The sequence below is a fragment of the Streptomyces sp. NPDC001407 genome (assembly GCF_042895325.1).
GTDB lineage: Bacteria > Actinomycetota > Actinomycetes > Streptomycetales > Streptomycetaceae > Streptomyces.
On the sequence record NZ_JBIAWF010000003.1, the window covers coordinates 275,242 to 284,057 of the forward strand.

The 8,816-nt window shown below is 71.9% G+C and carries 5 protein-coding genes; 1 reads left to right on the forward strand and 4 read right to left on the reverse strand.

What is annotated here, in order from left to right; translation table 11 throughout:
- Window positions 1-200: 200 nt before the first annotated feature.
- On the reverse strand, window positions 201-2,720 hold the full coding sequence (locus ACFY1P_RS06750; RefSeq protein WP_390749932.1) for an FtsX-like permease family protein: 2,520 nt from the start codon (window positions 2,718-2,720) through the stop codon (window positions 201-203).
- Complete coding sequence (locus ACFY1P_RS06755) at window positions 2,720-3,517, reverse strand: ABC transporter ATP-binding protein (protein WP_390749933.1); 798 nt, start codon at window positions 3,515-3,517, stop codon at window positions 2,720-2,722. Before ACFY1P_RS06755 ends, ACFY1P_RS06750 begins: the two co-directional genes overlap by 1 nt.
- Window positions 3,518-3,755: 238 nt before the next feature.
- Between ACFY1P_RS06755 and ACFY1P_RS06760 the strand changes: the two genes are divergently transcribed.
- Window positions 3,756-4,166, forward strand: a complete 411-nt coding sequence (locus ACFY1P_RS06760) for a PqqD family peptide modification chaperone (protein ID WP_361529173.1) — start codon at window positions 3,756-3,758, stop codon at window positions 4,164-4,166.
- Here ACFY1P_RS06760 and ACFY1P_RS06765 read toward each other — a convergent pair.
- Both ACFY1P_RS06765 and ACFY1P_RS06770 read right to left on the reverse strand, forming a co-directional pair.
- Complete coding sequence (locus tag ACFY1P_RS06765) at window positions 4,120-4,830, reverse strand: hypothetical protein (protein WP_390749934.1); 711 nt, start codon at window positions 4,828-4,830, stop codon at window positions 4,120-4,122. The two genes, ACFY1P_RS06760 and ACFY1P_RS06765, sit on opposite strands and share 47 nt — an antisense overlap.
- Window positions 4,831-4,953: 123 nt before the next feature.
- The gene (locus ACFY1P_RS06770; RefSeq protein WP_390749935.1) at window positions 4,954-8,808 is read right to left on the reverse strand and encodes a type I polyketide synthase; all 3,855 of its coding nucleotides are present in this window, start codon (window positions 8,806-8,808) and stop codon (window positions 4,954-4,956) included.
- Window positions 8,809-8,816 lie beyond the last annotated feature (8 nt).

Here is an 8,816-nt window from a genome sequence, read left to right on the forward strand (position 1 = left end):
CATGCTATGTGAAGCCGTCCGGTGTCCACAATGCGACTATGCGTGCCGCTTGTTGTGGGTGCGCGTCCCTTGCCGCCCGCGGTGGGAGCGGGCTGGACGGCGCGCCCTCGCGAGGGCCGGACGTGCCTTTCCCGGGCGGCTACGGGGGCACCGCCCGGGAAAGACGTTCGGGGGACGGCGGCCGTGCGGGCCGCCGTCGGTCAGGCCGGCTTGGTCACCGTCTCGATCGGGGGGTTGCGCATCCCGCGCCACGAAGGCACCAGCGTCGCGCCGAAGATGAGCAGCAGGGCCCCGCCGATGATGGCTAGGTAGATCCCGATGGAACCGGCGGGCATCGGGGAGTCGTTCTTCACCAGGCTGTACGGCACGATGGTCGTGGCCGCGGCGATCGTGCCGAGCACGGTGCCGATGACGGCGACCAGGCCGCCCTCGACGCTCAGCATGCCGATCACCTGGGCGCGGGTCGCGCCGGTCAGCCGCTGGAGGCCGAACTCCCGGCTGCGCTGGCGGGTCACCGCCACCAGGGCGTTGATCACGGTGATCGCCGCATAGCCGACGATCATGGCGACGATCGTGTAGTTCGCCGAGACCAGGATCTGCTGGATCTGGTTGTTGTGGCTGGTCAGGGTGGAGCGGCCGGCCACCTCCACGCCGGGTCCCGCGGCCGCGAGCCTGTCGAGCCGCTCCCGCAGTGCCGCCGGGTCGGCGCCGTCCGCCGCACGGACCATGATCTGCGCGGGCAGCCCGTCGGTGGTGTGCGGGGCCAGCAGGCTCGACGGCAGCAGGATGTACTGCTGCTTGGGGTTGTCGGTGTAGAGCGCGACCACCTTCGGCTCGACGCGCGAGCCGTCACCGAGGCGCAGCGGCAGCGGGTCCCCGACGCGTACGCCGTACTTCTCGGCCTGCTTGTCCGACAGGGCCACCGTGTCGTCCCGCAGGTTCCCGAGCGAGCCGGTGACGGGGGCGACCGCGAGGGTCTTGGTGACGCCGTCGGCGGAGACGCCGCGCAGGGCGATGTCCGAGCCGCCGGACTTGTCCACCTGGCCGGTGGAGGTGACCAGTTCGGAGGCACCGGCCACGCCGGGCACGCCGCGCACCTCCTCGACGGCGCCGGGTGCGAAGCCGCCGGTCTTCGAGTCGAGCACGTAGTCGGCGCGCACGTCCTTGGCGTAGCTGCGGGCGGAGACGTGGTCCTCCGTCGACTGCATGTAGAGGGTGCCGGTGGCGATGCCGATGAGCAGCACGATCGGGGCGACCGCGCCCGCCATCCGGACGTTGCGGGTGGCGGCGTTGTGGAGGGCGAGTTCGCCGGAGAGCCCGGTCAGCAGGCGGACGGGCCAGCGCAGTGCCGCCACGATGCCCTTGGTGATGCCGGGGGCGAGGAGCGCCAGGCCGATCGCGAAGAGGACGGAGGCGGGTCCGGCGGTGCTCGCGAGGGAGGGGCCGTCCTCCATGACGGTGACGGTGAGGACCGACAGGGTGATGCCGTTGGCGAAGAAGAACAGGGCGAGCAGCAGGCGGGGCACGGTGAACCAGCGTGCCTGGAGCGTGCTTTCGGCGAGTGCGGCCACCGGCTTCGTCCTGGCCGCGCGCCGCCCGGCGAACATCGTCGCCCCCAGGGCGGCTGCGACGGCCGCGACCGCGCCGACCACGACGGGGATCCAGCCTTCGTGGAAGGTGATCGCGTCCGAGACGACGCCGTGCCCGGTCAACTGGCCGAAGAGCAGCTTGCCGAGGAGCTGGCCGGGCAGGATCGCGAGGGCGGTGGCCACCACCGACAGGACGGCGGTCTCCCCCAGGATCATCCGGCGCACCTGCCGGGACGTGGTGCCGATGGCGCGCAGCAGCGCCATCTCGTGCTGCCGCTGCTGGAGCGAGAGCCCCAGGGTCGAGGCGACGCCGAACATCACGATCAGCACCGCCCAGCTGCCGAAGATCGCCGCCAGGATGGTGACCGTCGTCTGGCTGGCCATGGTGCCGGGAAGTTCGGCGAGCCCGCGCCGCTCTCCGGTGTACACCGTGGCCTTGCCGCCGACCGCCGACTTCACGGCCGTCCCGAGCGCGGCCACGTCGGTGCCGGGGGCCGGCAGGACGCCGATGGAGTCGATCTTCCCGCCGGTGGCGGCGAGCCGCTGTGCCTCGGCGCCGGAGAAGAACAGCGCCGACTTCGCGTCCCGGCCGCCCTTCCGGGTCGCGATGCCGGTCACCGCGTACCGCTGGGTGGTGCCGTGCGCGGTCAGTTCGACGGCCGAGCCGACGGAGGCGCCCGAGCGGGCCGCGAGGCCGGAGTCGAGCACCACGTCACCGCCGCGCGCGGGGGCCGCGCCCTTGGTGAGGTCGTACGGGGTCAGCCGGGCGCTGTCCCAGGCGTGGCCGTAGGAGTCGGACTCGCCGGTGGCCGGCTTGCCGTCGGTCAGCACGGTCGCCGGGAAGGAGACGTCCGCGACGGCCTCGCGCACCCCGGGCACGGCGCGGACGGTGTCCACCAGGCCGGGGTCGATGCGGTTGCGCTCGGTCAGTGCGGTGGAGCCGTCCTTCTGCTGACCGGTCACCACGACCGGTGCGGCGGCGAGCCGTTGGGGCGGCGCCGCCATCCGGATGCCGGTCTCCAGCAGCCCGCCGCAGGCCATGACGATCGCGGCGCCGAGGAACATCGCGAGGAAGGTGGCGATGAACCCGGTCTTACGGAACTTCAGCGTACGGAAAACCAGGCTCCACATCAGTGCAGGCCCCCAGCCACCGTGGTGGTCTCGTAGGGCTCGTCGTCCCACGCGCCGAGGCGCGTCATCCGGGCGGCGACCGCGTCGGCGGTCGGCCGGTGCAGCTCACCGGCGAACTGCCCGTCCGCGAGGAAGACGACGCGGTCGGCGTACGAGGCCGCGACGGGGTCGTGGGTGACCATCACCAGCGTCTGCCCGATGGAGTTCACCGACTCGCGCAGCAGGGTGAGCACCGCGCCTGCGGTACGGGTGTCCAGCGCGCCGGTGGGCTCGTCGGCGAAGACGACGGCGGGCTTGGTGACCAGGGCGCGGGCGATCGCCACCCGCTGCTGCTGGCCGCCGGAGAGCTCACCGGGCAGGTGGTTGATCCGCTCGGCCAGGCCGACGCGGTTGACGACCATCAGGATCTGGCTCTTGTTGGGGCGCTTCCCGGCCAGTTTCAGCGGCAGCGTGATGTTCTGCAGCACCGTCAGCGCGGGGAGCAGGTTGAACGACTGGAAGATGAAGCCGATCCGCTCCCGGCGCAGCTTCGTCAGCTGCACCTCGTCCAGCTGGGCGAGGTCGGTGCCGCCGACCGTCACCGACCCGGACGTGGGCTGGTCGAGCCCGGCGGCACAGTGCAGGAACGTGCTCTTCCCGGAGCCCGAGGGGCCCATCACGGCGGTGAAGGTGCCGGTCCCGAAGCTCATGCTCAGCTTCTTGAGCGCGGCCACCTGGTTGTCACCCTTGCCGTAGATCTTCTCGACCGCTTCCAGCCGTACCGCTGTCGCTGGCTGAATGTCATCTCGTGTCTGCACCGAGGCTCCCCACCGGACTGTCACGCACCTCGCGCGATCTGAGGACAACGCTAGAAGCCGGGCCGGGCCGAAAGAATGACGTTGATGGGTGTCTTGGGGGTAGAGGTTTCTCTACCCCCGCAGGCGATTTCCCTTCCAGGTGAAGTCAAGTCAGCCTGGTTCCACACTGGGTCACTGATCGGTAGCGTCGAGTGCGGCGCCCTGTCCTGGTGCCGCTCCGTCTCTGCCGGGAGGATCCATGGTGTTGCGCGCGCTTCGGCGATCGGTCCGCGAAGTGAAGGACCTGCCCCCATGGCGGCGCTGGCCCCAGCGGATCGTCTTCTCGCTCGCGCGGGGCAATCCCCTCCTGGGCCCGAACCTGCGCCGCGAGGCGCCCACAAGCGTCAGGGCCGACCGCTCCCTGAAGGTCCGCGTCCTGGCGGACGGCCGGCTGGAGCTCTTCTCGCCCCGCACGGGCGTCCACCACCACTGCGGCCCCACGGGTACGACGATGTGGATCGCCTTACAGCAGCACGGCTGGGAACCGGCCCGCGCGGCGGCGGCGCTGGCTCCGCACCTGGGGATGCCGGCGGAGGACATCCGCGCCGATGTGGAGGCGTGGGTCAGGGAGTTCCACGCGGCGGGGCTGGTGACGGTGGTGAGGAGGTGAGGGCCGCCGCTCGGCTGTCCCAGCGCAGCTCGAACGGCATCCCGAGCCGGCGGACCCGCTCGACGAGCGCGGGCGGCGCGCCCTGAGCGACGACCCGGGCGGGGGCGTGCGAGGCGAGCCAGGCGTTGAGCTCGCCCACCACCGCTGCCTCGTTGTCGTAGAAGTACCACCAGTGGAACGGGAGTCGGTCGCCCTCCAGCTCGTACACCCACCCCTCGACGGCGTCGAGCAGATGCCGGTCGGCGACGGGAGACCTTCGGGACTCCCATGCGGCGAGCCAGGGGGTCACCGTGCCGGATGCGGTGACGCATATCTCGAACACGTCGGGGGCCGGTTGCGACGCAGTCCCGAGGACGTGGTCCCACCACGCTCGCAGGAACTCCGAGACAGCCGCGGACTGCTCCTCGGGCCAGTCGTGCCATCCGGCCCGCTTCAGCGACAGGCCGACCTGCTCCGTGTGCAACGCCTCACCCCGGGCCAGGGCCTCGGTGAGCTGCGGCAGGACGCGCCGCATCACTGCCGCGTGATCCTGCCAGTCCGGTACGGACCAGGTCCGGTGGAGCAGGTCGGGGTCGAGCACCACATCCGGGATCTTGAGCAGGGCGAGCTCTTCGCGGCTGCCCCAATGACACTCGCAGTTCGATTCCCAAGGACAGGCGGTCATGCCGCCGAAAACGTTGCGTACGCGCTCCAGTGCGCGACAGAGCCGGGCATCGGCCGCGGTGGTGGAAGGCAGGTCGCCTCCTGAAGGACTCCGATGGGGTCTCCCCTGTCGAAGATCGCGATGCTACACGGCCGGCCGGGCAGCAGGCACACCGGAATCGGCAGCCTCCGTCAGCCACCCCTCGACCGCCGCCGCCGTCGCCACCGCGGAATCCTCCAGCAATGTGAAGTGATTTCCCGGCACTTCACGCAGCGCGTGTTCCCCAGGCCACGACGCGCGCCAGTCCTCCGTGCCCTCCCCCGTCGCGAAGGACGACTCCGGGCGCACGAACAGCACCGGCGCCGACAGCGCGCCCGGCATGCAGTCGACTATCAGGTCGCTGTAGCGGCTCATCGCCGCCAAGCGGGCAGCGCTGAAGTGGCCGAAGGTGGATTCGCGGTCCAGCATGCCCTCGAACATCTGGCGCCAGAGTGCGCTCTGGTCGTCGTCGCCCGGGAGGTAGGTGTCCACCAGGACGACCGCCAGCGCCGGAGTGCCCGCCTTTTCCAGGGCCTCAGCCGCCGCGTGCGCGAACTGGCCGCCGGACGAATAGCCGAGCAGGACGAAGGGCTCGCCCGCGGCAGCGGTGCGTACGCCTTCCGTGAAAGCCTCCACCGCCGCGTCGACCGACAGGGGCAGTGGGTCGCCCTTGCCGAAGCCCAGCACAGGTGGGACGACGACCTCGCGGCGGCCGCGGAAGTGGGCGGCGAAGCGGGCGTATTGCTGGGCGCCGCCAAGTGCCATCGGAGAGGGGAAGCAGATCAGCTTGGGGGCATCGGAGCCCTGCGCCAGGCGTACGGGTTCCGGGAGGCCGGTCAGTTCGGCCGTCGAGGAGAAGCCGGGGAGGATTTCGGCGACCGCGTTCAGGAGGGCCATGCCCTTCATCATGTTTCCGTCGGCGGCCGCCTTGCGCAGCAGGCCGCTGATGGCATCCGGTGCCTCGGGCTCGTCCTCCGCGAGCCGCGCGCGGAGATGGGCCGCCAGTTCCGCCGGTGTGCCGTGCTCGAAGACCAGGCCCGCCGGCAGGGTCAGGCCGGTCGCGGTGGCCAGCGCGTTGCGGAGTTCGGCCGCGGACACCGAGTCCATGCCGGCTTCCAGGAAGCCGGCGTCCGGGTCGACGGCGTCGGGTCCCGTGTGGCCGAGCACGGCGGCCGTGCGGGCCCGGATCAGCCCGACGAGGAGTTCCTCCTGCTCCGCCGGGGACGCGGCCGCCAGCCGGTCGCGCGGGGGCTCCTCGGGGACGGGCCGCTCCGGGACGTCGAGCGAGCCGACCGTCAGGGCGACCTCCGCGTCGAGCCAGTACCGCTGCCGCTGGAAGGCGTACGTCGGCAGGGGCGCCCGCGCGGTGCCCGGGTGGAGCGCCTGCCAGTCGGGGGCGCCCCCGTCCGCGTACAGCCGCGCGATGCCCTGCGCCAGGGCCGTCGTCTCCGAGCCGTGCCGCCGGCCCAGGGCGATGTACGCGGCGGAGGGGTCGGCGCTCTCCTGGGCCATGCCGGTCAGGACGGCGTCGGGGCCCAGCTCCACGAAGCGGTTCACGCCCGCGGCGGCGAGCGCCCGTACCCCTGCCGCGAAGCGGACCGGCTCGCGCACATGCCGCACCCAGTAACCCGGGTCGCACAGCAGGTCCTTCTCCGCGAGCTGCCCTGTCACGTTCGAGACGATCGGGAGCCGGGGCTGATGGTACGTCACATTCGCTGCCACGCCCGCGAATTCGTCGAGCATCCCCTCCATCAGCGGCGAGTGGAAGGCATGCGAGACAGCAAGCCGCTTCGTCTTCGCGAAGCCCTCCGCGATCCGCAGCACTTCCGCCTCGTCGCCCGAGAGCACGACCGACGTGGGGCCGTTGACGGCCGCCAGCCCCACCCGCCCGGTGAGCAACGGACTGATCTCGTCCTCCGTGGCCTGGACGGCGACCATCGCGCCGCCCGGCGGCAGTGCCTGCATCAGGCGGCCGCGCGCGGCGACGAGAGTGCAGGCGTCCTGGAGCGAGAGGACGCCCGCGACGTGCGCGGCGGCGAGCTCGCCGATGGAGTGTCCGGCGAGGACGTCGGGGCGGATTCCCCACGATTCCAGCAGGCGGTGGAGCGCGACCTCGTAGGCGAACAGCCCGGTCTGCGCGTACAGGGTGTGGCTGACCCGGTCGGCATCGGTGCCGTGGAGGACGCCGGAGAGGCCGAGGCCGAGGGCGGCGTCGATCTCGTCAAAGGTGTCGGCGAACACCGGGTAGTTCTGCCGGAGTTCGGCGCCCATTCCCAGGCGCTGCGCGCCCTGGCCGGTGAACAGGAAGGCCGTCCGCCCGGCCTTGCGTGCCCGGCCCGTCACCAGGGCAGGCGAGCTGTCGCCCGTGGCCAGGGCCCGCAGGCCCTCCAGCAGTTGTTCGCGGTCGGTGCCGACGACGGCGGCCCGGTCGGCGAGGGCGGCCCGTCGGGTGCCCAGTGAGCGGGCGACGGCCGCCGGTGCGAGCTCCGGACGTTCCTCGATGAACGTCCGCAGCCGCTCGCCCTGGGCGGGCAGCGCCGCCTGGCCGCGCGCGGACACCGGCCAGATCACCACGGGCGGTACGGCTTCGGGCTCCGGCTCGGGCTCCGCCGGTGCTTCTTCGATGATGGTGTGGGCATTGGTGCCGCTGATACCGAAGGAGGAGATCCCGGCCCGGCGGGGGCGCTCGCCGGCCGGCCAGTCCTGAGGCTCGGCCAGCAGCCGGACATGGCCCGCCGACCAGTCCACCTGCGTCGACGGCTCGCCGGCGTGGAGAGTCCTGGGCAGCACCCCGTTCCGCATCGCCTGGATCATCTTGATCACACCCGCGACACCGGCGGCGGCCTGGGTGTGCCCGATGTTGGACTTCACCGAGCCGAGCCACAACGGCCTTTCCGCGGGCCGCTCCTGACCGTACGTCGCCAGCAGTGCCTGCGCCTCGATCGGGTCGCCCAGTGTCGTGCCCGTGCCGTGCGCCTCCACCACGTCGACGTCGGCGGCGGTCAGGCCCGCGCTCGCGAGCGCCTGGCGGATGACGCGCTGCTGGGAGGGGCCATTGGGGGCGGTGAGGCCGTTGGAGGCGCCGTCCTGGTTGATCGCGCTGCCGCGGACGACCGCGAGCACCTGGTGGCCGTTGCGGCGCGCGTCCGAGAGCCGTTCCACGACGAGTACGCCGACGCCCTCGGCGAAGCCCGTGCCGTCCGCGCCCTCGGCGAAGGACTTGCAGCGGCCGTCCGGCGACAGCGCGCCCTGGCGGCTGAACTCGACGAACGTCCCGGGCGAGGCCATGACCGTGACCCCGCCGGCCAGGGCCAGCGTGCACTCCTCCTGGCGGAGGGACTGGACGGCGAGGTGGAGAGCGACCAGTGAGGAGGAGCACGCCGTGTCGATCGACAGCGTCGGTCCTTCCAGACCCAGCGTGTACGCCACCCGCCCCGAAACAATGCTCCCGGACCCGAAACTGCCGAAGTAGTCGTGATACATCACCCCCGCGAACACACCCGTCCGGCTGCCCTTCAACGACCCCGGATCGATCCCCGCACTCTCCAGCGCCTCCCACGAACCCTCCAGCAACAACCGCTGCTGAGGATCCATCAACAACGCCTCACGCGGACTGATCCCGAAGAACCCCGCGTCGAACTCCCCCGCGTCGTGCAGGAACCCGCCTTCGGCGGTGTAGCTCCTGCCCTCCTTGCCGGGCTCGGGGTCGTGGAGGTGCTCGTCCCAGCCGCGGTCGGCCGGAAAGGGGGTGATGCCGTCCCTGCCGTCGGCGACCAGCTTCCACAGGTCGTCCGGTGAGGCCACCCCGCCGGGATAGCGGCAGGCCATCCCGACGATCGCGACCGGCTCCCGCAGTGCGGCGGTCAGCTTGCGGTTGCGTTCGCGGAGCCGGTCGGTCTCCTTGAGCGAGGCGCGGAGCGCTTCGAGCATCCTGGCGTCCGGATTTCCGGGCTGGGTCACGTTCCCAC